We start from the raw sequence: 19504 nt of genomic DNA on the forward strand, positions 1-19504 counted from the left end.
GTTGCGCCTCCGGCGCGCGCGGATGGGATGCGACGCCTACAGCTTGATCAGCTCCACGTCATCCATGTGGATGAAGCTGGAGGCGTCGTGGACGGTCGCCTTGCTGTGCAAGCCGAACTCCAGGTAGCCGTTGTCCGGGACGGTGACGGCGGGCGTCTCCACCAGCGTGTAGTTGCCGTACGTGCCCAGGTTGGTGATGGCCGCCGCGCACGAGCCGCAGGTCTTCACCTGGAAGCGCGCGAAGTCGAAGGTGCCGCCCTTGCGGAACCACGCGCGCAGCTTGTAGGTGCCCGCCGCGAGCCCGGACTTCGTCTGGTACGTCCAGGCCTCGAAGGGGGAGCTCGCCGTCCAGTGCGTCAGGTGGTAGCTGCCCGAGTGGCCGCCGTTGTACGTCTCCGAGTACGCCGCCGCGCCCGTGCCGTCCGGGCTCCAGGTCGCCCAGCCCGTCATGCCCTGCTCGAAGCCGGCGTTGGTCAGGCCCAGCGACTGGGCGCCGCCGGGCTGGTACCAGCGCACCCACTCCACCTCCATCGTCTTGCGCGCGCCCCAGGGCAGGTCGATGGCGTCCGGCGACGGGTTGCCGTACCAGACGCCGCCCAGCGCGAGGTTGAGGATGAGGAAGTGCGGCTGCTGGAACTCCGTCTCGTTGTGGTTGAAGGTCGCCGTGGAGACGAAGTCGCGGTCCAGGCGGAACACCATGGTGTTCGCGTTCCACTCCACCTCATACGTGTGGAAGTCCTGCGACAGGTCCACGCCACGGCTCGCGCCCGTGCCCCAGTCCGCGTTGCCGCCGTTGTACCAATGCAGCGCGGACTTCATCCACGTGGGCTCCGTGGACTTCCACTCCAGGATGTCGATCTCCCCGGCGCCCGGCCAGCCCGCGCTGGTGAGGTTGGAGCCCAGCGTCCAGAACGCCGGCCACATGCCGTAGCCCGGCGGAACCTTGATGCTCGCGACGATCCTTCCGTAGCGCCCCTCCACCTTGCCCTTGGTGTGGATGCGGCCGGAATAGAACGACCGGTAGTTGCCCGGGCAGTGCGAGTCCGTGGGGTTGTCCCCCGTGCGCTCCGCCGTGATGATCAACTTGCCGTTGCTCACCGACACGTTCTGCGCACGCGGGAACTCCAGCTCGCCCGTGCCGAAGTTGCAGTTGTTGAGCAGCGGATCCCAGTTGCTCGTGAGCACCGTCCACGCACCCGTGTTCAACGACGTGCCCGTGAAGTCGTCCTGCCAGGACAACGTCCACCCCGCACCCGGATCGTAGGCGCGCTCGCCTTGCTGCGTCCGGCCGTAGGCCTCCGCCTCCACGGGCGTGGCCTCCGGCTCCGGCGAACAGCCAGAGAGGAGGGTGAGGAGTCCTGTGGTGATCAGGCCAGCGCGTAGGGGGCGGTGCATGAGTGCTCCGGGTTGGGGGAGCATCCATTTTGCCTGTTTTAGCTTGATTTTCCAGGAAGACGCGGAGGCGATTGTTTCAGCACCGTGTCGGCCCGAGCGCGGGGGCTCCCGATGCGCGGTGGGTGTGCGAGGAGGGCAGGTGCCGCATAATCGACACCCGCATGCGCATCCCCCTCCTCCGCGTGGGCTCCGTCCTCGCGCTGCTCCTCCTGGCCGCGTGCCGCATCGAATCCGCCGCGCCGTCGGGAGGTGCCGCCGTGGCGCAGGCCGCGACGCCTTCGGGCGAGGTGTGGGTCTACACGTCGATGTACCGGCACGTGCTGGATGCGCTGGAGCCGCTGTTGAAGGAGCGGCTGCCCGGGGTCCAGGTGCATTGGTATCAGGCGGGCAGTGAGAAGGTGGCCAGCCGCCTGGAGGCGGAGCGGGCCGCGGGGGCGGTGCGCGCGGATCTGCTGATGACGTCGGATCCCTTCCTGTACGAGCGGCTGGCGAGGGACGGCGCCTTCCTGCGCTACGCCTCCGTGAACGCGCTGCGGGTCCCTCGCTCGCTGATGGACCTGGATGCGAGGTACGCGGCGGTGCGGCTGTCCACCATGGTGTTGGTGCACCGCGTGGGCGCGGGGACGGCGCCGAGGTCCTTCGCCGCGCTGACGGATGGCAGCTGGACGGGGAAGGTGGCCATCGGGGATCCGCTCACGTCGGGCACGGCGTTCACCTGGGCGGTGTTCCTGCGGGCCCAGCACGGCGATGCGTACTTCGCGGGCCTGAGGGTGAGGGGCGCGGTGGTGGCCGGAGGCAACGCGGCGGTGCTTCAGAAGGTGGAGAGCGGAGAGGCGGACGCGGGCGTGTTGCTGCTGGAGAACGCGCTGGCGGCGAAGGCGAAGGGGAGCCCCATCGAGGTCGTCTGGCCGGAGGACGGCGCGGTCGTCATCCCAGGCCCCGTGGCGGTGTTCGCGTCGACGCGCAACCCGGTGGCGGCGAAGGCGCTGGTGGACGTGCTGCTGTCGCCGGAGGGGCAGCGCATCATCGTGGAGACGGGCGACATGAACGCGGTGGATCCGCGGCTGGACGGACCGCGTGGCGGGCCCGGTGTGGAGGGCCTGCTGGGCCGCGCGCGGGCGTGGACCCCGGTGCTGCTGGAGCAGGGACTGCTGCACGGTGGTGACATCAAGGAAGCCTTCAGCCGGGCCTTCGCGCGATGACGGGACGCGGCTGGGGGCGGTGGCTCGCGCTGTCTGTCTGGGCCGTTCCGCTGCTGCTCTTCGCGGGGGGGCCGGTCGCGGCGCTGTTGGCTCGGGGTGTGGGGGCGGCGACGGGTGGAATGGGAGGGATGGTCGCGGCGGAGTCCCTGGCGCTGGTGAACACGCTGGGCATCTCGCTGGGCGCGACGGCGTGGGCGCTGGGCCTGGGGGCCCCGCTGGCCTTCCTCCTGTTCCGCACGGACCTGCCCCTTCGCGGCGCGTTCACGGTGCTCTTCACGTTGCCCTCCGCCATCCCGGCGTTCATCTGGGGCATGGGGTGGCTGTCACTCGCGAGCCCGCGCGCGGGCTACCTGAACCGGCTGCTGGGCGCGGATGTGTTCGACGTCTATGGCGCGGGCGGCATCGCGTTCGTGGAGGGACTCTCGGGGCTGCCGCTCGTGCTGCTCGCGGGCGCCGCGGCGCTGAGGCGCGTGGATCCCTCGCTGGAGGAGGCTGCCCGCGTGTCCGGCGCGACGCCGCTTCGCGCGCTGGTGAGCACCACGCTCCCCCTGATCCTGCCGTCGCTGCTCTCGGGAGCCGTGATGGTGTTCCTCATGGCCGCGTCCTCCTTTGGCGTGCCGTACCTGCTCGGCGTTTCGGCGTCGCCGCCCACGCGCGTCCTCACCACGCGCATCTACGAGCTGGTGCTCCTGGGCAGCGAGGAGGGCCTGCCTCGCGCGTCCGTGCTCGCGTCGTTCCTGTTGCTGCTGACGCCGCTGGCGCTGGGCCTCACGTGGGCGCTGGGCCGGAGCGGCCGGGTGCGGTTGAGCGCGGGCAAGGGCGTGTCTCCGCGCGCGCTGGCGCTGGGGGCATGGCGGCGCTGGGCGCTCCTGGGCGTGGGCGCATTGGGGGGCGCGCTGGTGGTGCTGCCGTTGGCCGCCATCCTGCTCACCTCGCTGCAACGCAGCTTTGGCGCCTCGCTGGCCTGGGACACGCTGACCTTGTCTCACTGGTCCGGTGTGCTGTGGGACGCGCGCACCTTGCGCGCCACGGGGCGCAGCGTGCTGCTCGCGGCGGGGGCGGGGGGACTCATCGTGGGGTTGGGGCTCGCGGGGGCGCTGCTGCGGCGGTCCTTCCGGAGGGGCGGCGCGGTGGTGGAGGCGATGGCCGTGTGGCCCTACGCGGTGCCGGGCACGGTGCTGGCGCTGGCGCTGCTGGTGGCGTTCTCGCGGGACTGGCGGCTGGTGGTGCTGGAGCGGGTGGCGTTCGTGCTGGCCCTGGCGAACACCCCGTGGCTGTTGCTCGTGGGCTACGTGGGCAAGTACCTGGCCCTGGGCGAGCGCAACGGCACCGAGGCCCTGGCTCAGGTGGACCCCTCCCTGGCGGAGGCGGCGCGGGTGGGCGGCGCGGGGCCGACGCGGGCGTTCCTGGACGCGACGTTGCCGCTGCTCCGGCCCGCGCTCACGGTGGCGTTCGTGCTGGCGTTCCTCGCGTGCGCCACGGAGATCACCCTGTCGGTGCTGCTGGTGCCCGCTGGCTCCGAGGTGCTGGGCACGCTGCTGTTCGAGTTGCAGAGCTACGCGGATCCCGCCGCCGCGGCGGTGCTGGCGTGCGCGTTCGTGGTGCTGGTGGTGGCGGGACAGGCCGTGCTCGCGTGGGCGCGGCGCCGCGTGCCGGAGGTGCGGTGATGGCGGCCATCGTCCTGGAGGAGCTGGTCAAGGCGTACGGCGGGCCCCCCGTGGTGCGGGGCTTGAGCCTGACGGTCGGGCAGGGCGAGCTGGTCTCCCTGCTGGGCCCCTCGGGGTGCGGGAAGACGACGACGCTGCGGATGCTCGCCGGGCTGGAGCATCCGGACGCCGGCACCATCCGCCTGGGTGACGAGCTGGTGGCCGGCCCCGGCGTGCGTGTTCCCCCCGAGCGTCGCGGCCTGGGCATGGTGTTCCAGAGCTACGCCATCTGGCCTCACCGCAGCGTGGAAGCGAACGTCGCCTATCCCCTGGTGCTTCGGAAGGTGCCCCGGCACGAGGTGGCGGCGCGCGTGCGCGAAGCCCTCCGGTGGGTGCGGCTGGAGGCGTTCGCGGCGCGCATGCCGCATGAGCTGTCCGGCGGACAGTTGCAGCGCGTGGCGCTCGCGCGGGCGCTGGTCGCGGACCCGCGCGTGCTGCTGCTGGATGAGCCCCTGTCGAACCTGGACGCGGCCCTGCGCGAGGAGTTGCGCGCCGAGATCGCCGCGCTGCGCGCCCGACTGGGGACGACGCTCGTCTTCGTCACGCACGACCAGGGCGAGGCCCTGGCTTTGTCGGACCGCATCGCGGTGATGAACCGCGGCGTCATCGAACAGGTGGACACGCCGGAGCGGCTGTATCGCCAGCCGGCGACTCCCTTCGTCGCGGGCTTCGTCGGGGGCGCGAACGTGCTGCGGGGTGACACTCGCGCCGGGGTCTTTCACTGCGCGGGGGCGGAGGTCTCGTTCGAGCTGCCCACGGAAGTGGGGGCGCGCTCCGGGCCTGGGACGTTGGTGGTGCGGCCGGAGGACCTGGAGTTGGGGGAGTCCGGCACGCCGCTCGTCCTCTCCGCGCGCCTGTTCCTGGGGCACTCGGCGGAGTACCGCTTCCCGGTGGGGGATGCGTTCCTGCGCGTCGTCGGTCCCGCGCTGGACGGCGTGCGCGCCGGGCAACCGCTGCGGGTGCGCGTGCGCAAGGCCACCCTCTTCGACGCCAGCGCTTGAGGCTCAGTACAGCGTCGACTTCACGCGCTTCGGGAGCTCGCGGTCGTACTCGTCGCCGTCGAAGGTGTCCTCGCTGAGGGCCGCGAGGATGGCTCCGTTGCTCGGGAGTTCGTGGCGGGCCACGTGCCGGGCCGGATTCCAGAGCTCGGAGCGGATCAGCGCGCGACTGCACTGGAAGAAGACGGCCTCCACCGTGACGCGCAGCACGGAGCGTGGCTGCTTTCCCTCGAAGGTGAAGCGCTCCAGCATCGACGGTTCGATGACGATGCTCGCCCGGCCGTTGACGCGCAGGGTTTCGTTGACGCCGGGGACGAAGAAGAGCAACGCGACGTGCGGATTCGTCAGGATGTTGCGCAACGAGTCGGCGCGGTTGTTGCCGCGCCGGTCGGGGAGCAGCAGCGTGTGCACGTCGTCGATGACGACGAAGCCCGCGGGGTCGCCCCGGGGGGACACGTCCAGGCCGTCCGGCCCTGACGTGGCGAGCACCGCGAACGGCGAGCGTTCAATGAAGGGCCGGTACGCCGGGTGGAGGTGGTCCACCTCCTTGAGGACGGAGGGCCTTGTGGGAAACCCGTACAGGCCTTCAAGCGTCTCCACATCCGTCACCGTCTTCATCGGGTGCGCCTCCTGAGGAGCATTTTCACTTTTTGAAGGGCGATGTCACACGCCGCCCCCGCTGCGTCGTCCTGGGGGTGGAGCAGGCGATTCCCCCTGCTCGGAAAAGAGGAGCCACCCATGAAGGTCAGGATGAATCCCATGGCGGTCGCGCCGGAGGCATTGAAGGTCATGCTCGAGTTCAGCGAGAAGGTCGCTGGACTGGGGCTGGAGTCGCGCCTCATGGAGTTGGTCAAGATCCGCGCCTCGCAGCTCAACGGCTGCGCCTACTGCATCCACATGCACACCCGTGACGCCCGGGCGCGCGGGGAGACCGAGGAGCGCATCTACCTGCTGGACGCCTGGCGCGAGTCGCCGCTCTACACCGAGCGCGAGCGGGCGGCGCTGGGCTGGACCGAGGCCCTGACGCTCGTTTCCCAGACGCACGCGCCGGACGCCGACTACGCTGCGCTCAAGCCGCACTTCACCGAAGAGGAGATCGTGAAGCTCACCCTGCTGATTGGACAGATCAACACCTGGAACCGGATCGCCATCGGCTTCCGTGCCCTGCACCCGGTGGCCACGCGCAGTGAAGCCGCCTGACGCGAGCCCCGCGGACGCCTTCGACCCGCTCCGCCCCCGCCTGCTCCGCATCGCGTACCGGATGCTGGGCATCGTCGCGGAGGCGGAGGACGTGGTCCAGGAGGCGTACCTGCGCTGGCATCAGGCGGACCGCGCCGCCGTGCGGGACGCCGAGGCCGTGCTCGTCCGCACGGTGACGCGCCTGTGCCTTGACGTCCTGAAGTCCGCGCGCGTCCGGCGCGAGGAGTACGTGGGCACCTGGCTGCCAGAGCCCATCATCGAGACAGTGGAGGGTGACGACTTGACGCTGACCCTGATGATGGCCCTGGAGCGCCTGTCCCCGCTGGAGCGCGCCGCGTTCCTCCTGCACGACGTGTTCGGCATGGACTTCGAGGAGGTGGCGAAGGCCATCGACCGGGACCCCGCGGCCTGCCGCCAGCTCGCCAGCCGGGCGCGGACCCACGTGCGCGAGGCCCGGCCGCGCTTCCCCGTGACGGAGGGCCAGGGCCGGGAGCTGGCCTCGGCGTTCTATGCCGCGTCCCGGAGCGGCGACACGCACGCGCTCCAGGCGCTGCTCGCCCAGGATGTCGTCGTGTACTCCGACAGCGGCGGCAAGGCGAAGGCGGCCCTCAACCCCATCCATGGCATGGAGAAGAGCGTGCGCCTGTTCGAGGGGCTGGTGCGCCGCACGGGCGTGAACGCGTCCCGGCTCATCCACGAGGGCGTCATCGACGGCCTGCCTGCGTTCGTCACGTTGGAAGCGGACGGCGTCTTCCAGACGACGGCGTTCGGAATCGAGGACGGCCGCATCGTGGCCATCTACATCACGCGCAATCCGGACAAGCTGTCGAACATCCGGCGCGCGGTGGGCGAGGACGTGTCGTAGCGCTCAGCGCGCGGCGAACGATTCGCGCGCGAACTCGACGAACCGGAGCAGGGCGGGCGTGCCGCCCGACTTCCTCCACGCGATGACGGTGTCCGTCACCGGCGCATCGGCTGGCAGGTCGATGAACACCACGCCGGAGTGGTGTTCGGTGTCGGGCGTGTGCGGCAGGGGCGCGATGCCCAGGCCCGCGGAGACGAACCAGATCTTCGTCGCGACGTTCTGCACGGATTGCCGCACGGAGGGCTCGACTCCCGCGTCGCGAAGGCGCTCGAAGAACGCCGCGTAGTAGTCCGGAGGGGCCACGCCCGCCTCCACGAGGATGAGCGGTTCGCCCCGCAGCTCCGTCCAGGGGACCGACTTCCGCTTCGCGAACGGATGCCGCGAGGGCACCGCCAGCCGGAGCCGTTCCCGCCGGAGGAGCTGGAACACCACGTTCGGAGGCATCCGCTCGCGAGGACGCAGGATGCCGACGTCCAGGGTTCCCCGCTCCAGCGCCTCCAGCTGCCACGCGGAAGGGTGGTTGCTGAGCTCGATGTGGACGTCCGGCGCCTTCTTCTGGAAGGCGCGGAGCATCGCGGTGAAGCGGGGCGTCGCGAACGAGGAGATGAGCGCGAGCATCAGCGCGCCCTGTTCCCCCCGAGCCTGCCGCGCCGCGCGCTCCTGGAACCGCATGGCGCTCTCCAGCAGCTGGCGCGCCTCTGGCAGCAGGTCGCGCCCGAGCTTCGTGAGGACCACCGTGCGGCCCATCCGCTCGAAGAGCGCGCCGCCCAGCTCGGCCTCGAACTTGCGGATCTGTTGACTGAGCGGCGGCTGGGCGATGTGCAGCCGCCGCGCGGCGCGGGTGAAGCCGAGCTCCTCCGCGACCGCGACGAAGTACCGCAGGTGGCGAAGCTCCATGGTCCATACCCTCCAGGTCTGGGTTCCAGACCCAGGATATATTGGAAGTATGGGTGGGGGCGCGCTAGGCATGGTGCATGGAGAGCCCGTCCAGCGCCGTCATCGCCGCCGTGCCTCACGTCCAGGCCGAGCAGATGGACCGCCGGTTGCTGTGGACGATGACCACGGCGACCGTCCTCGCGGTGGGCAACATCTATTACAGCCAGCCGTTGCTGGGCGTCATCGCGCGCACCTTCGACCGGTCCGCCTCCGCGGTGGGCTCCGTGCCCATGGTGTCGCAGCTGGGCTACGTGACGGGGCTGTTGTTCCTGACGCCGCTGGGCGACGCGCTGGAGAAGCGCCGCCTGCTGGTGACGATGCTCGGGTTCGCGGCCGTGGCGCTCTTCGCGGCGGGGCTGGCGCCGACGTTTCCGCTGTTCCTGGTCGCCTGTGTCGCCATCGGCCTGTCCTCCGTGCTGGTGCAGATCCTCATCCCCTTCGTCGCGGCGCTCAGCTCGGCGGAGGAGCGGGGCCGGAACCTGGGCCTCGTGCTCAGCGCCGCGCTGGTGGGCGTGCTGCTCTCCCGCACGCTCAGCGGCTTCGTCGCGACGCACCTGGGCTGGCGTGGGATGTACTTCGCGGCCGGCGCGACGATGCTGGGGCTGGGGATGACGCTCCGGCTGTCGCTGCCCCGCTACGAGTCCTCCACGCGGCTGACCTATCCGCGCCTGTTGCGCTCGCTGTGGGAGCTGCTGAGGGATCTTCCCGGGCTCCGGGCCATCGCGCTCACGGGGGCCCTGATGTACGCCGCGCTCTCCGCCTTCTGGGCGTCGCTGGCGTTCTTCTTGAGCAGTGACGCGTACCACCAGGGGCCCGGCACGGCTGGGATGTTCGGCCTCATCGGGACGGTGGGGGCGCTCGCCGCGAACGTGGCGGGGCGTCATGCGCAGCGCGTCGGTGCGCGAAGGATCGTCCGGGCGTGCATCCTCACGATGCTCGCGGCCTTCGGGGTCTTCGCCGCGTTCGGGACGCTGTGGGCCGGGCTGATCTCTGGCGTGGTGCTGCTGGACCTGGGGGCCCAGGCCGCCACGGTCTCCAACCAGACGGAGCTGTACCGGCTGCATCCGTCCGCGCAGACGCGCCTCAACACGCTCTACAAGATCTTCTATTTCGCGGGCGGTGCCTGCGGTTCGGCGCTCTCCGCCATCGCGTGGGACCACGCCGGCTGGTGGGGCGTGTGTGGCGTGGGCGGCGGGTTCCTGCTCCTCGCCTTCGCCTGGGAGCAGCTCCAGGCACGCCGCGTTCCCGCGCCCGTGTGAGCGCGGCGACGCTCACTTGACGAACGCTGGCAGGCCCTCCGCGAGCGCGTCGATGGCGACCCGCACGCGCACGGGGAGGTGGGGCGTCGTGGGCCAGAGCGCATGGACGTCGAAGCAGAGGCCGGGGTGGCCGGTCAGGACGCGCACCAGCTTCTTGTCGCGCACGTCATCGCGGATGAGCCAGCAGGGCAGCCACGCCAACCCCATGCCCGCGACGGCCGCGTCGGCGATGGCCTCCAGGTCGTCGAAGCGCAGGCGTGCCCGCGGGACGACCTCCACGTTCGAGCCATCTTCTTGGGGAAACAGCCAGGTGCGCGTCTTCCCGGCGCGGACGTAGGCGAGGGCTTCGTGGCGGGCCAGCGCCTCCAGCGTGCGGGGCGTGCCGTGCTTGCGCAGGTAGCTGGGGGATGCGCACACGCTCATGCGCTGGAAGCTGACGCGGCGGCTGGTGAGGCCGTCGCCCGCGACGATTCCGCGCGTCCCGCCATTGCGGATCGCGAGGTCGAAGCCGTCCTCCAGCAGGTCCACGAGGCGGTCATTGAACGACAGGTCCAGCTCGAGCTTCGGGTGCGCGCGGGCGAGGTCGCGCAGGATGGGCGCCACGCAGCGACGGCCGAAGAGGACGGGCGCGCTGACCCGCAGCCTCCCGGAGACCTCCTGCTTGCCGGACTCCAGCAGGGCCTGGCCCGCGCGCAGCTCGTTCATCGCGCGCAGGCACCGCTCGTAGAAGACCTGTCCATCCTGGGTCAGGCTCTGCGCGCGCGTGGTGCGGTGGAAGAGGCGCACGCCCAGCCGCTCTTCCAGCCGGGCCACCGTCTTGCCCACGGCGGAGCGCGACAGGTGGAGCTTCACGGCGGCGGCGGAGAAGCCTCCGGCCTCCACCGCCTCCACGAAGACGGACACACCCTGAAGGGGATCGCTCACGGTTCGTCCATTGTCGCCCTGGCGGCGACAGTGAGGGGAGTTCTTGTCGCCACCGGCGAAGGCACGTCGCCAATATCTTCCTTCGCGAACCTGCTGCAAGGGAGTGGCGCGTGGGGACTGCGACGATGAGGCGTTGGGAGCTGGATGCGCTGGGGCGCGACCGGTTGCGGCCGCGGACGGTGGAGATTCCGGAACCGGGACCGGGTGAGGTGTTGGTGAAGGTGGCGGCGGTGTCGCTGAACTACCGCGACCTGCGCGTCATCGAATCCGGAATGGGCCTGCCGCTGACCTTCCCCTTCACGCCGGCCTCGGACCTGGCGGGCGTGGTGACGGCCGTGGGCTCTGGGGCGACGCGCTTCGAGGTGGGGACGCGGGTGATCTCCACGTTCTCGCCGGGGCGCCTGGATGGACCGGCCCTGGGGACGGCGCGCGTGCCTCCGTACAAGACGCTGGGCGGTGCATATCCGGGGGTCCTCGCGGAGTACGTCGCGTTTCCGGAGGACTGGTTCGTGAAGGCTCCGGCCACGCTGGACGCGGGCGAGGCCAGCACCTTGCCGTGCGCGGGGCTGACGGCGTGGACCGCGCTCGTCGAATACGGCCCGGTTCGTCCGGGGCAGACGGTGCTGGTGCAGGGCACGGGCGGCGTCGCGTTGTTCGGCTTGCAGTTGGCGCGCGCGCAGGGGGCGGAGGTCATCGTGACGTCGGGGAGCGACGAGAAGCTGGCGCGCGCGAAGGCGCTGGGCGCGACGCACGTCATCCACCGGACGCGTGAGGACTGGGTGGAGGCTGTGTACCGCCTCACCGCGGATCGGGGCGTGGACCACATCCTGGAGCTGGCGGGTGGCGCGAACCTGGGGCGCTCCATCGAAGCGGTGGCGCTGCATGGCACCATCTCCGTGATTGGCGTGTTCGAAGGCTTCTCGGTGACGGGCCCCTCCGGACCGCTCCTGCTGAAGGAGCCGACCATCCGGGGGATCAACGTGGGGCACCGGCGGGCGCTGGAGGCGCTGGTCCGCGCGGTGGACTCCATGGGGCTCAAGCCGGTCATCGACGCGCGCTATCTGTTGGAGGCGCTGCCCGCCGCCCTGGAGCACCTGGGCCGGGGGGCGTTCGGGAAGATCGTGGTGGAGTCCCCCTGAGCCACGCGCCGGACTTCTGGATAGGGTGGGGGGCATGTCGTCGCGCCCCCCTGCTGAAAGCCCCCGTCGCTTCCACTCCGAGCCCCTGGTCGTCGTGCTGCGCCACCTGGAGGCGGCGTTGGTGTCGGGTCCCGCGTCCATCGAAGTGCCGGATCCGGACCTGGGCCCCGGGCGCTATCCAGGAGAGCGCGTGGAGGGAGGGCTCGTGCACCGGCCGCTGCGGAGTTGGTGCGATCTGGCGGAGGGACTGTCGTGCCGTCTGCGCACGCCACGAGGCGTGGACGCCACGCATGTGAGGCTCACGTTCGAGCCGTTGGGCGCGGAGGCCCCGTGGCACGCAGGAGGAGGGGAGCGTACGGAGTCACCGCGGGAGCGTTATGGCTCCGCGTCCGACTTCGCCCGGGTGCGGAAGTTCGAGGACGCGGGCTTCCTGCTGCCGTGGCTGGACGCGGTGGGGCGGCTGGCCCTGCCACCGGGCGCGCGGGTGCTGGACCTGGGCGTCAACCGAGGAGATGAGCTGGCCGCTTTCGAGGCGGTGGAAGGCGTCCGCTTCGTGGGCGTGGACCACAGCGCGAGCGCGCTCGCGGAGGCACGGGCGGCGTTCCCGGACGCACGTCATGCCTTCGTGCAGGCGGACCTGAACGCGCTGCCCGCGGACCTGGGGCGCTTCGACGCGGTGGTGTCGGTGGGCACGCTGCAGAGCCCGGGAGTGGATGATCACGCGCTCTTGCGCAGGCTGGTGCAGGAGCACCTGGAGCCCCGGGCCTCGCTGGTGCTGGGTTTCCCCAACTCACGCTTCCGCGACGGTGAGGTCGTGTACGGCGCGCGCGTGCGCAACCTGCGCGAGCCGGACCTGTCGCTGCTGGTGAAGGACCTGTCGTTCTACCGCCGCTATCTGCACCAGCACGGCTTCCGCACGTACCTGGGAGGCAAGTACGACCTGCTGCTCACGGCGGTGCGGGGACCGGACGACGACGCGGCCTCATGAGTCAGTGCAGCACACCGTCCGCGGAGAGCCCCCATCGCGGGTCGAAGCCGTCGGTGGTGTAGGTCCGAGACCATGGGTCCTCGCACTTGAGGACAAGGTGCGAGGACCCCTTTGGGTCCAGCCCCGCGAGCCGCGCTGCCTTCTCGAAGACGGCCTCGGATGAAAGCGAGGGATCCTCGCGCGCGGACTGGCAGGCCTCGGTCGCCACGGCGTGCAGGCGGTACAGCCCGCGGAGTTGGGCCGTCTCCGAATGGAAGAAGAGGAACACCGGAACGGCGAGGATGAGCGAGAGCGCGGACAGGAGCCGGGCCGCCTGGAGCGAGCGCGATCGGATGGCGACCCCGGAGAGCAAGAGGGCCACTCCCGCGACGGAGACGAACGGGCTGCCCTGATATCCACGCAGGGCTTGGGGGAACGGGGCGAACAACAGCACCGCCCCCAACAACAAGAGCGGCGCCAGGAACGGCATCAATCGCCAGCGTGTCGACTTCTCCTCGCGCCGAAGCCATGTGGTGGCCATGTCTGCCGGATCCTCCAAACCGAGGCGGTCACGCGGCGGTGGGTGGAGCGACAGCGGCTCGGGTGGCGGCATCCCGCTGTGACAGCTCGTACGCGGTGATGGGGCCCAGCAAGAGGCTGAACATCCAAAGGTAGAAGCCGATCGACGGGTAGAGCAGGTTGAGGTCCTGGCCCCCGCCCTCGTTGGCGGGCACGGGATTGAAGTACCAGCTCAGCGAGGACAGTCCCAGGAGGCTCGCGGCGACGCCGGTCCAGATCGCTCCCCGGTCCTTGCCCATCAGCAGCAGGATCAGGGTGAGGACGAGCAGGGGATTGGCGTACCAGCCCAACTGGAACGTGAACGCACCGAGCCAGCCCATGAGCAGCAGGACCGCCCCCCACATCTCCTCTTCTCTCTGGCCGCTGGAGGTGAGCACCGTCATCGCGGGCGTCGCGCAGGCCAGGAGGAACAGCACGGACGCGGCCGCCGAGGCGGCGAGCCGCGTCCGCATGTGTGACGGCGTACTTCGGACACGAGGAGCGGGCTGGGAGGGCGCCATGCGAGCGCCCGACTCTACTCCATCGCGCGGGCGCGCAGCTTCTCCAGGGTCTGGGTCAGGCGACGCGCGCGGGTCTCCTCGCGCTTCGCCTCCGTGAGCGCCTGCGCGATCTCCTTCCGGTTCGTGAAGGAGAGCTTCGTGAACACGTCCCGCAGCGCGGGCTCCGCGTCGAGCGCGCGCTGGAGGTCGTCCGGGACCTCGACCTTACGAGGCGCCGTGTCCCGCTCCAGCACGATCTTCAACATCATGCCGTCCTGGATGTCCGCGGCTTCGCGCACCTGCTTGGTGAAGCCCAGGTAGGTCTTGCCGCCGTACACCATCAACCGGCTCCGGAAGGGATGCCCGTTGACCGTGCCGACCACTGCGGGCCGTGCCTCGCCGTAGGTCTCGCGCCCGTCGAAGGGGCATTGGACGAAGCGGCCGCCCATGTCGTTGGCCACTTCGAGCTTCGCCTTGAACGTCTGGGTCGCCACGTGCGGGTCGCTCCTTACTGGGGCTTGACGAACTTCAGCGCGAACCGGTCGCTGGTGCCGCGGCGCTCGCCCGCCGCGCTCGGACTGGAGTTCCAGTCGCGCGTGTCCTCCGGGTTGCGCCAGGCGTTGCTCTCCTCCTGGAGCTGGAAACCCGCGGCCAGCACCTCGTCGCGGACCACCTGCTCATCGATGCGGTGCAGCGTCGAGCCGTCCGTGATGCCCGAGCCCGGCTTCGCGCTCGAGTCGAGGACGACGTAGACACCGCCGGGCTTGAGCGCCTGGAACACCGCCGCGTTCATCTTCGCCCGGTCCACGCCGAGCCACGGGGTGTCGTGGTAGATGATGTTGCTCACCACCACGTCCAGGTTGCTCGCTTCGGGAGGGAACTGCGCGTCCAGCTCCTGATCCAGGCGCACCATGTTCTGGTTCACCGGCCGCGCCAGCCGCTCCTGCCACGGCTTCCCCGCGAACCGCTCCAGCACCACCTTCGGGTTCTCGCCGTACACCTTGCCCGTGGGCCCCACCGCGCGCGCCAGCAGCTCCGTGGTGTAGCCACCGCCCGCCATCAGCTCCGCCACGCGCATGCCGGGCTTCGCGCCCACGAATTCAATGAGGGCCGCGGGGTGACGGCCCGCGTCCAGCTTGCGGTCCGCCTCCGTGCGGTCCGGTGCGTCCACCAGTGCCTGCGCCGACACGGGCGCCGTCTGGGATTGAGAGGGCGACGTCGGGGTCGCCGACGTCGAGTGGGAACATCCCGTAAGCCACAGGAACGAAGCCGTCATCAGTGCGTAGCGCATGGGCGCCATATACGTCCGGCCGCCGCCTTTACTCCCGAAAAAAGCCGGGCGGCTGTCCGCTCCCGGGACGCGCCGTGCCATGAGCGGACACTGATGGCGGGGGAGACCGCGCCCTGTCCGGGCGGAGGGCCGGTGGCGCTAGAGTTGCAGCCCGACAGGAATTGACGCCATGTCCCAACTCCTCCAAGACGTCCGTCTGTCGTTGCGCCGGATGCGCCGCGAGCCCGCGTTCACGACGGTGGTCGCGGCCACGCTCGCGCTCGCCATCGGTGCCACCACGGCGGTCTTCAGCCTGATGTAGCAGGTGCTGCTCCGGCCCCTTCCGTACCCTGAACCGGAGGAGCTGGTTCACCTGTACCAGTCCACGCCTCAGCGCGAGCGTGGCGGGGTGTCCGTGTCGTACCTCCGCGCGTGGCGCGAGCACTCCAGTGCCTTCCAAGGTATCGAAGGTGTCACGGCGATGGACTTCACGCTGACCGGTGGGGGACCGGCACAGCGCGTGCGCGCGGGGCTCACGACCCCGGGCCTCCTGCCGCCGGGCGATGGGCGTCGCGGTGGGGGCGGTGGGCCTCGCGCGGCCTGTCCGGCGTGAGCACGTTCGACGCCATGACGTTCAGCGGTGTGCCGCTGTTGCTGGGCATGGTGGCCCTGCTGGCTTCCCGCCCGCCGCGCGCTGCGCGTGTCGCTGGCCATCGCGCTGCGCAGCGATGAGTGAAGCCCGGGTGCGGGCTCATGGCGCGGTGTCGTAGGCCGGGGGCGCGACCCTGGGCAGGCGGACCGTGAAGGTCGTGCCGTCCTCCGCGCTGGACGTCGCGCTCACGTGGCCTCCGTGCGCGCGCGCCACCTGCTGCACGATGTAGAGCCCCAGCCCGACGCCTCGGGAAGCCCGTCCCTGTTCGTGGGGGCCGCGCCGCATGGCCTGGAAGAGGCTGGGCAGCATGTCCGGTGGGATGGGGCGGCCCCGGTTGTGGACCTCCAGCATCAGGTCCGCGCCGTCCTCTCGCGTGGCCACGCGGACCGGGGCGTTGGGATCGCCATAGCGGAGGGCGTTGGTGACCAGGTTCTGCACCACCTGTCCCAGGCGCTCTTCGTCCCATTCGCCTCGGCCGTCGCCCTGCTGCTCCAGCACCACCTGTCGCTCCGGGAACGCCAGCTGGACCTCCTCCAGCGACTGGCGGGCGGCCTCGTGGAAGTCCATGGGCCTGCGGTGCACGGGGAGCCCTCCGCCCAGCCGTGATTGCGTCACGTCCAGCAGGTCGCGGATGAGGCGGTTCGCGCGCTCGGCGCTGCTGATGATGCGGCCCGCGTTCTTCGTCGCGCGCTCGCCCAGGTCGTCGCGCTGGAGCAGGGCGTGCGCGGACAGGAGGATGGCGTTGAGCGGGTTGCGGAGGTCGTGGCTGACGATGCCGATGAGCTGCTTTTCGAACTCCGCGCGCTCCCGTGCCTCCGCCTCGCGGCGGTGAAGCTCGGTGATGTCGCGGCTCGCCGTGGCGACGCCGATGTCCTCCCCCGTCCTGGCGTCGCGCAGCGTGAAGAGGTTGTAGTGCACGGGCACGGTGGCGCCGGTGCGGAAGTTCCGGAAGCGGAACTCTCCCTCCCAGCGTCCCTCCTCGCGCAGGCGCGGCATGATGACGTCGCGCACGAAGGGCCGGTCTTCCTCCTGGAAGTAGTCGAGCACCTGCGTCTTCCGCACGGCTTCCAGCCCGTCCAGTCCCACCATCCGCTGGCCCGCCTCGTTGACGTACACCGCGTGTCCGTCCGGGTTGGCGATGCCCATGAAGTCCGAGGACTGCTCCACCACGGCGGTCAGCTTCTCGCGCTCCTGCTCCGCCCGGCGTTGCTCCTGCCGGGCCCGCGCCGCGGCGAGGTTGCCCTCCACGCGCGCCAGCAGCTCGCGCGCGGAGAACGGCTTGACCAGGTAGTCGGTGGCGCCCATGCGCAGCCCCTCCACCGTGGCTTCCTCCCCGGCGCGCGCCGACAGGAGGATGACGGGCACGTGTTGGGTCCTCGGGGTTTCGCGCAGCTGGCGAATGAACCCGAAGCCATCCAGCCCCGGCATCATCACGTCGCTCAGGATGAGGTCCGGCACGCGGACCTGGCACGCCTCCAGCGCCTCCAGTCCGTTGTCCGCGACCGTCACCTCGAAGCGCTCCGCCAGCAGCCTGCCCACGTACGCGCGCATGTCCGCGTTGTCATCCACGAACAGGATGTGGCCGCCCGTCCTCCTCGTGGTGGGCGAGGGGACGGACGTGTCCGGTTCGGGGCGGGTCTCCGGTCCCAGCCATCCGGAGGCTTCCTCCAGGAACGCCGCCGCGGTCGTTCTCGGCGAGGCCCGCGTCGGCCCGGGCGCCTTCCCGGTTCCCAGGGAAGGATGGGGAGCTGACGCTTCGTGGGTGGGGAGCGTGACGGTGAAGGTGCTGCCCTGGCCGGAGACGCTCTCCACGTGGACGTCGCCTCCGTGCTGCCGCACCAGCTCCCGCACCAGGGCGAGTCCGATGCCGCTGCCCTCGTAGCTGCGCCCGTGCGCGCCCTCTACCCGGTGGAAGCGGTCGAAGATGCGCGGCAGCTCCTCGGGAGGGATGCCTGTGCCGGTGTCCGCCACGCGCAGCGCCACCTGGGAGCCCTCCCACCGCAGGCTCACGTGGATGCCGCCGTGGTGGGTGAACTTGAACGCGTTGGAGATGAGGTTGAGGACGATCTTCTCCCACTGCTCCGGGTCCACGCTCACGGCGTGTGGCAGCGGGGGACAGTCCACGACGAGCGACAGGCCCGCGCGCTCCACCGTGGAACGGAAGCCGCTGGCCAGCCCTCCGGTGAGCGTGGCGAGGTCCGTGGGCACCTCGCTCGTGTGGATGCGGCCCGCTTCGATGCGGGAGAAGTCCAGCAGTGTGTTGACGAGCTTGAGCAGCCGCAGGCCGTTGCGGTGCACCGTCCGCTGCCGTTCGAGCTGACGGGGCCCCAGCGGCTCCAGTGCGTCCTGGAGGCCGTCCTCCACGGGCCCCAGCATCAGCGCCAGGGGCGTGCGGAACTCGTGGCTCACATTGCTGAAGAAGTCCGTCTTCGCGCGGTCCAGCGCGGCCAGGGCTTCCGCGCGGCGGCGCTCCTCCTCGCGCGCCTGGGCGCCGGAGATCGCCGTCGTCACGCCTCGGGCCAGCAGCTCCAGGAAGCCGCGGTACTTCGCGTCGAGCGCCAGCCGGGGGCTCAGGCCCGTCACCAGGAAGCCCGCGGGCCGCGCATGGCCGGCGCGAGGCAGGGCTTGCACCCACGCGGAGGCCGTCCCCTCTGGCCACGGCCCCGCGGCCACGGTGCTCGACTCCCCGGGCAGCTTCTCCCAGAGGAAGGCGGCGCCGGTGCGGGGGACGGGGCCGAGAGGCCATGGGAGGTCCGTCGCCGGGAGGTCTTCCGGGAGGGCGAGGGTCTCCGGGGCCAGCGCGCCGCCCCGGGCGAGTCCGCTGGTTCCCGCGAGGTGGACCGCGCCGGTGGAGTCGTCCACCCGATAGAGCAGGGCGAAGGGCACGTCGTGCGGGTTGGTGGCGATGACTCGAAGCGCTTCGCGGCAGGCTTCGTCCGTGGTCGCCTGCTCCGTGGTGGTCGCGCCCAGCTCGCGCAGGGTGTCGAGCCGCCGGGTGCCCACCACTTGATCGGTGGTCTCCGTGAGCGCGGCGAAGATGCCGCCCACGCCGCCGGACTCGTCGCGCACGGGCGAGTGGCTGTAGGTGAAGTAGCACTCCTCGACGAAGCCGTTCCGGTCGAGCGGCATCATCAAGTTCTCGACGAAGATGGCCTCGCCCGTCTGGCGGATGCGCTCCCAGTCTGGGCCCAGCATGTGCCAGACCTCCGGCCAGGTGACGGCGGCCTCCTGTCCCAGGGCCGAGGGGTGCTTGGTGCGGCCGCAGATGGGGCGGTACGCGTCGTTGTAGAGCTGGACGTACTTCGGGCCCCACGCGAGGTAGAGGGGGTAGTCCGACGCGAGCAGGATGCCGATGGTGGTTCGCAGTGACTGGGGCCACGTCTCCACCGGCCCCAGGGCCGTGTTCGCCCAGTCCACCTGTCGCATCAGGGCGCCACAGGCGCCTCCGCCCCGAAGGACGTCGTCCACCGCGCTCATGCGTCTCCACGCTCGGATGCGCCTTCCCTGGTGGAAGGCCAGCCCAGGCGATGGAACTTCGTGGCTCCTGCCTGGGATGACCAGTGCCTTGGCGGGGGGCGGTTCTGAAACGTGCATCGATGAACGGCAGGTCGCCCGCCCGGGCGAAGAAGAAGGGCCGCCGCCGAGGAAGGGGGGCGGCCCGGGGGCCACGAAATGGCGGGGATGCTGGAGCGTCAGTGGCCTGTGCGCATCATGGATTGTTGACCTGCGGGTTGTCGATGGACAGGCCACGGCCAATGCCACCGGCGGTGCTGGTGCGCTGGATCAGCGATGAGGTGCCAAAACGTAGGGCGCAGGCTCCAGGACACGAAGGCATTGGAGGGGCTGGCCAAATCCAGGCCCGGTGTCGTGTCGTGATGCTTCGTTTGTTTGTTATTGATTTCCTGTCATTCCTCCTGGGCATGTTTGCTCGCA

At 70.7% G+C, this 19504-nt stretch carries 18 protein-coding genes; 9 read left to right on the forward strand and 9 right to left on the reverse strand.

From position 1 onward, the window contains the following. Positions 1 to 36: 36 nt before the first annotated feature. Positions 37 to 1395, reverse strand: a complete 1359-nt coding sequence (locus tag FOF48_RS23835) for a family 16 glycosylhydrolase (protein WP_143905063.1) — start codon at positions 1393 to 1395, stop codon at positions 37 to 39. A gap of 161 nt (positions 1396 to 1556) precedes the next feature. Here FOF48_RS23835 and FOF48_RS23840 point away from each other — a divergent pair, with 161 nt between their 5' ends. The 3 genes from FOF48_RS23840 to FOF48_RS23850 are packed head-to-tail and all read left to right on the forward strand — an operon-like array spanning position 1557 to position 5304. Then, entirely contained in the window at positions 1557 to 2597 is a 1041-nt protein-coding gene (locus FOF48_RS23840) for an ABC transporter substrate-binding protein (RefSeq protein ID WP_143905064.1), read from the forward strand. Further along, positions 2594 to 4264 (forward strand): iron ABC transporter permease, encoded by a 1671-nt coding sequence (locus tag FOF48_RS23845; RefSeq protein WP_143905065.1) that lies wholly within the window; start codon positions 2594 to 2596, stop codon positions 4262 to 4264. The genes FOF48_RS23840 and FOF48_RS23845 overlap by 4 nt, the downstream gene beginning before the upstream one ends. After that, complete coding sequence (locus tag FOF48_RS23850; RefSeq protein WP_186002050.1) at positions 4264 to 5304, forward strand: ABC transporter ATP-binding protein; 1041 nt, start codon at positions 4264 to 4266, stop codon at positions 5302 to 5304. Before FOF48_RS23845 ends, FOF48_RS23850 begins: the two co-directional genes overlap by 1 nt. 3 nt (positions 5305 to 5307) lie before the next feature. Here the strand turns inward: FOF48_RS23850 and FOF48_RS23855 are convergent, their stop codons facing one another. Next, complete coding sequence (locus FOF48_RS23855; protein ID WP_143905067.1) at positions 5308 to 5919, reverse strand: pyridoxamine 5'-phosphate oxidase family protein; 612 nt, start codon at positions 5917 to 5919, stop codon at positions 5308 to 5310. Between the two features lie 120 nt (positions 5920 to 6039). On the opposite strand from FOF48_RS23855, the gene FOF48_RS23860 reads away from it, so the two are divergent. Both FOF48_RS23860 and FOF48_RS23865 read left to right on the forward strand, forming a co-directional pair. After that, positions 6040 to 6501, forward strand: a complete 462-nt coding sequence (locus FOF48_RS23860; RefSeq protein ID WP_143905068.1) for a carboxymuconolactone decarboxylase family protein — start codon at positions 6040 to 6042, stop codon at positions 6499 to 6501. Continuing rightward, on the forward strand, positions 6488 to 7366 hold the full coding sequence (locus FOF48_RS23865; protein ID WP_143905069.1) for a sigma-70 family RNA polymerase sigma factor: 879 nt from the start codon (positions 6488 to 6490) through the stop codon (positions 7364 to 7366). The genes FOF48_RS23860 and FOF48_RS23865 overlap by 14 nt, the downstream gene beginning before the upstream one ends. A gap of 3 nt (positions 7367 to 7369) precedes the next feature. Here FOF48_RS23865 and FOF48_RS23870 read toward each other — a convergent pair whose 3' ends face one another. Further along, positions 7370 to 8263 carry a LysR substrate-binding domain-containing protein gene (locus FOF48_RS23870; RefSeq protein WP_161665930.1) on the reverse strand — a complete coding sequence of 298 codons (894 nt, stop codon included), beginning with the start codon at positions 8261 to 8263 and terminating at the stop codon, positions 7370 to 7372. A gap of 77 nt (positions 8264 to 8340) precedes the next feature. Here FOF48_RS23870 and FOF48_RS23875 point away from each other — a divergent pair, with 77 nt between their 5' ends. Further along, positions 8341 to 9561 (forward strand): MFS transporter, encoded by a 1221-nt coding sequence (locus tag FOF48_RS23875; RefSeq protein ID WP_143905071.1) that lies wholly within the window; start codon positions 8341 to 8343, stop codon positions 9559 to 9561. A 12-nt stretch (positions 9562 to 9573) separates the two neighbouring features. Here FOF48_RS23875 and FOF48_RS23880 read toward each other — a convergent pair whose 3' ends face one another. Next, a complete protein-coding gene (locus FOF48_RS23880; protein ID WP_143905072.1) occupies positions 9574 to 10485 on the reverse strand; it encodes a LysR family transcriptional regulator in 912 nt (303 codons plus the stop codon). A 125-nt stretch (positions 10486 to 10610) separates the two neighbouring features. Here FOF48_RS23880 and FOF48_RS23885 point away from each other — a divergent pair, with 125 nt between their 5' ends. Then, positions 10611 to 11624: an NAD(P)-dependent alcohol dehydrogenase gene (locus tag FOF48_RS23885; protein ID WP_143905073.1), complete on the forward strand. Its 1014-nt coding sequence runs from the start codon at positions 10611 to 10613 to the stop codon at positions 11622 to 11624. Positions 11625 to 11658: 34 nt separating this feature from the next. Beyond that, complete coding sequence (locus FOF48_RS23890) at positions 11659 to 12612, forward strand: bifunctional 2-polyprenyl-6-hydroxyphenol methylase/3-demethylubiquinol 3-O-methyltransferase UbiG (protein WP_143905074.1); 954 nt, start codon at positions 11659 to 11661, stop codon at positions 12610 to 12612. A 1-nt stretch (position 12613) separates the two neighbouring features. On the opposite strand, the gene FOF48_RS23895 is transcribed toward FOF48_RS23890, so the two are convergent. The 4 genes from FOF48_RS23895 to FOF48_RS23910 all read right to left on the reverse strand — a co-directional run bounded on the left by FOF48_RS23895 (position 12614) and on the right by FOF48_RS23910 (position 14838). Further along, entirely contained in the window at positions 12614 to 13132 is a 519-nt protein-coding gene (locus FOF48_RS23895; RefSeq protein WP_143905075.1) for a hypothetical protein, read from the reverse strand. 28 nt (positions 13133 to 13160) lie between these two features. Next, positions 13161 to 13622: a hypothetical protein gene (locus FOF48_RS23900; protein ID WP_143905076.1), complete on the reverse strand. Its 462-nt coding sequence runs from the start codon at positions 13620 to 13622 to the stop codon at positions 13161 to 13163. A 62-nt stretch (positions 13623 to 13684) separates the two neighbouring features. Continuing rightward, a complete protein-coding gene (locus FOF48_RS23905; RefSeq protein ID WP_143905077.1) occupies positions 13685 to 14143 on the reverse strand; it encodes a YdeI/OmpD-associated family protein in 459 nt (152 codons plus the stop codon). 14 nt (positions 14144 to 14157) lie between these two features. Continuing rightward, positions 14158 to 14838, reverse strand: coding sequence for a class I SAM-dependent methyltransferase (locus tag FOF48_RS23910; RefSeq protein ID WP_255442587.1), 681 nt, complete (start codon positions 14836 to 14838; stop codon positions 14158 to 14160). A 271-nt stretch (positions 14839 to 15109) separates the two neighbouring features. Between FOF48_RS23910 and FOF48_RS37225 the strand changes: the two genes are divergently transcribed. Then, the gene (locus FOF48_RS37225; RefSeq protein WP_255442588.1) at positions 15110 to 15241 is read left to right on the forward strand and encodes a hypothetical protein; all 132 of its coding nucleotides are present in this window, start codon (positions 15110 to 15112) and stop codon (positions 15239 to 15241) included. A 429-nt stretch (positions 15242 to 15670) separates the two neighbouring features. On the opposite strand, the gene FOF48_RS23920 is transcribed toward FOF48_RS37225, so the two are convergent. Then, positions 15671 to 19048, reverse strand: a complete 3378-nt coding sequence (locus FOF48_RS23920) for an ATP-binding protein (protein ID WP_143905079.1) — start codon at positions 19046 to 19048, stop codon at positions 15671 to 15673. Positions 19049 to 19504: the final 456 nt, after the last annotated feature.

Origin of the sequence: Corallococcus sp. Z5C101001, from assembly GCF_007352635.1 — a bacterium.
Taxonomy (GTDB): Bacteria; Myxococcota; Myxococcia; order Myxococcales; family Myxococcaceae; genus Corallococcus; species Corallococcus silvisoli.

Excerpts from the sequence above, each read along its gene's own strand:
- FOF48_RS23840 (WP_143905064.1), top strand. The coding sequence starts at position 1,557 with ATGCGCATCCCCCTCCTCCGCGTGGGCTCCGTCCTCGCGCTGCTCCTC.
- FOF48_RS23875 (WP_143905071.1), top strand. The coding sequence starts at position 8,341 with ATGGAGAGCCCGTCCAGCGCCGTCATCGCCGCCGTGCCTCACGTCCAG.
- FOF48_RS23895 (WP_143905075.1), bottom strand. The coding sequence starts at position 13,132 with ATGGCCACCACATGGCTTCGGCGCGAGGAGAAGTCGACACGCTGGCGA.
- FOF48_RS23885 (WP_143905073.1), top strand. The coding sequence starts at position 10,611 with ATGAGGCGTTGGGAGCTGGATGCGCTGGGGCGCGACCGGTTGCGGCCG.
- FOF48_RS23890 (WP_143905074.1), top strand. The coding sequence starts at position 11,659 with ATGTCGTCGCGCCCCCCTGCTGAAAGCCCCCGTCGCTTCCACTCCGAG.
- FOF48_RS23870 (WP_161665930.1), bottom strand. The coding sequence starts at position 8,263 with ATGGAGCTTCGCCACCTGCGGTACTTCGTCGCGGTCGCGGAGGAGCTC.
- FOF48_RS23855 (WP_143905067.1), bottom strand. The coding sequence starts at position 5,919 with ATGAAGACGGTGACGGATGTGGAGACGCTTGAAGGCCTGTACGGGTTT.
- FOF48_RS23900 (WP_143905076.1), bottom strand. The coding sequence starts at position 13,622 with ATGCGGACGCGGCTCGCCGCCTCGGCGGCCGCGTCCGTGCTGTTCCTC.
- FOF48_RS23835 (WP_143905063.1), bottom strand. The coding sequence starts at position 1,395 with ATGCACCGCCCCCTACGCGCTGGCCTGATCACCACAGGACTCCTCACC.
- FOF48_RS37225 (WP_255442588.1), top strand. The coding sequence starts at position 15,110 with ATGTCCCAACTCCTCCAAGACGTCCGTCTGTCGTTGCGCCGGATGCGC.
- FOF48_RS23920 (WP_143905079.1), bottom strand. The coding sequence starts at position 19,048 with ATGAGCGCGGTGGACGACGTCCTTCGGGGCGGAGGCGCCTGTGGCGCC.
- FOF48_RS23845 (WP_143905065.1), top strand. The coding sequence starts at position 2,594 with ATGACGGGACGCGGCTGGGGGCGGTGGCTCGCGCTGTCTGTCTGGGCC.
- FOF48_RS23850 (WP_186002050.1), top strand. The coding sequence starts at position 4,264 with ATGGCGGCCATCGTCCTGGAGGAGCTGGTCAAGGCGTACGGCGGGCCC.
- FOF48_RS23860 (WP_143905068.1), top strand. The coding sequence starts at position 6,040 with ATGAAGGTCAGGATGAATCCCATGGCGGTCGCGCCGGAGGCATTGAAG.